This window comes from Actinacidiphila oryziradicis (genome assembly GCF_005047355.1).
GTDB lineage: Bacteria > Actinomycetota > Actinomycetes > Streptomycetales > Streptomycetaceae > Actinacidiphila > Actinacidiphila oryziradicis.
In genome coordinates this window covers 1-858 of the sequence record NZ_SUMC01000372.1, presented here as the reverse complement: position 1 = coordinate 858, position 858 = coordinate 1, and the positions used below count along the sequence as shown (strand labels likewise).

Sequence of the window (858 nt, the reverse complement as noted above, 5' to 3'; positions counted from 1 at the left end):
GGCCTCGCTCATCGTGGACTTCAGCCCGAGGACCAGGCGATCATTGAAATCGGCCAGGTCATAGACCCCATCGGCGTCGATCAGGAGGGTGTCGGTCAGCCGCGCGAACTCCAGCAGCCGGCCGAACTCGGCCGAGGAGCGGGCCAGCCGGGAGACCTCCAGGCCGAAGACCGCCCCGACCTCGCCGAGGCAGACCCGGGCCACCAGCTGCTGGAACCCGGCGCGCAGACCGGAGAACCGGCCCGAGACACCCAGATCCGTGTCGATGACGCTGATGCCGCCCTCGGGCCAGCCCAACTCCCGCGCACGATCGGCCAGGCCGTACTGACGCGTGGTCGACTCGGTGTTCTCCCTGGTCTGGAGCAGAGTCGACTGCCGCACATAGATCAACGCCAGCCTCGAGCGATGCGCGGAGGTGATCTTCTGCTGCCCGCTCATCCCCGAGCGCCTCCCCGCGAAGTACAGACTCGATCATGTTGGCGACGAGGAGCACGACCATCCCGTTCGCGTTCTCCAACTTCGTCACCACCTGTCACCGCAGCCGGAGTTCCCGCGGAAAGGCCACGCAGGATTCCCCTCATGACGATCCTCCCTCCGCATGGTCAACGCCACGGCGCGTGAGGGCATCCATCAGCGCAGACAGCGCGACGAGCCCTTCGGTCGCGAGCCGGTTCTCACCAGAGTCAGGGGCGCGGTCCGTCCATCCCTGTGGCAGAGTCACCGTCACGCCGTCACCGGCAGTGCAGATGAAGACCAGCCCGCCGGAGCGACGCACCGTCCGGCACACCCGCACCCGGCGCCCCGACAGGGGATGGAAGGGATGCGTGACAAGCAACGTCTCCTCAGAAATGCCACGAA

2 protein-coding genes are annotated in these 858 nt (G+C 67.1%); both read right to left on the bottom strand.

The annotated features are described in order from the left end of the window. Positions 1-438 (bottom strand): recombinase family protein (locus FCI23_RS55965; RefSeq protein ID WP_136731800.1); only part of this gene is annotated, 438 nt, incomplete at its 3' end. Between the two features lie 139 nt (positions 439-577). After that, positions 578-858 (bottom strand): DUF5372 family protein (locus FCI23_RS58080; RefSeq protein ID WP_211265925.1); only part of this gene is annotated, 281 nt, incomplete at its 5' end.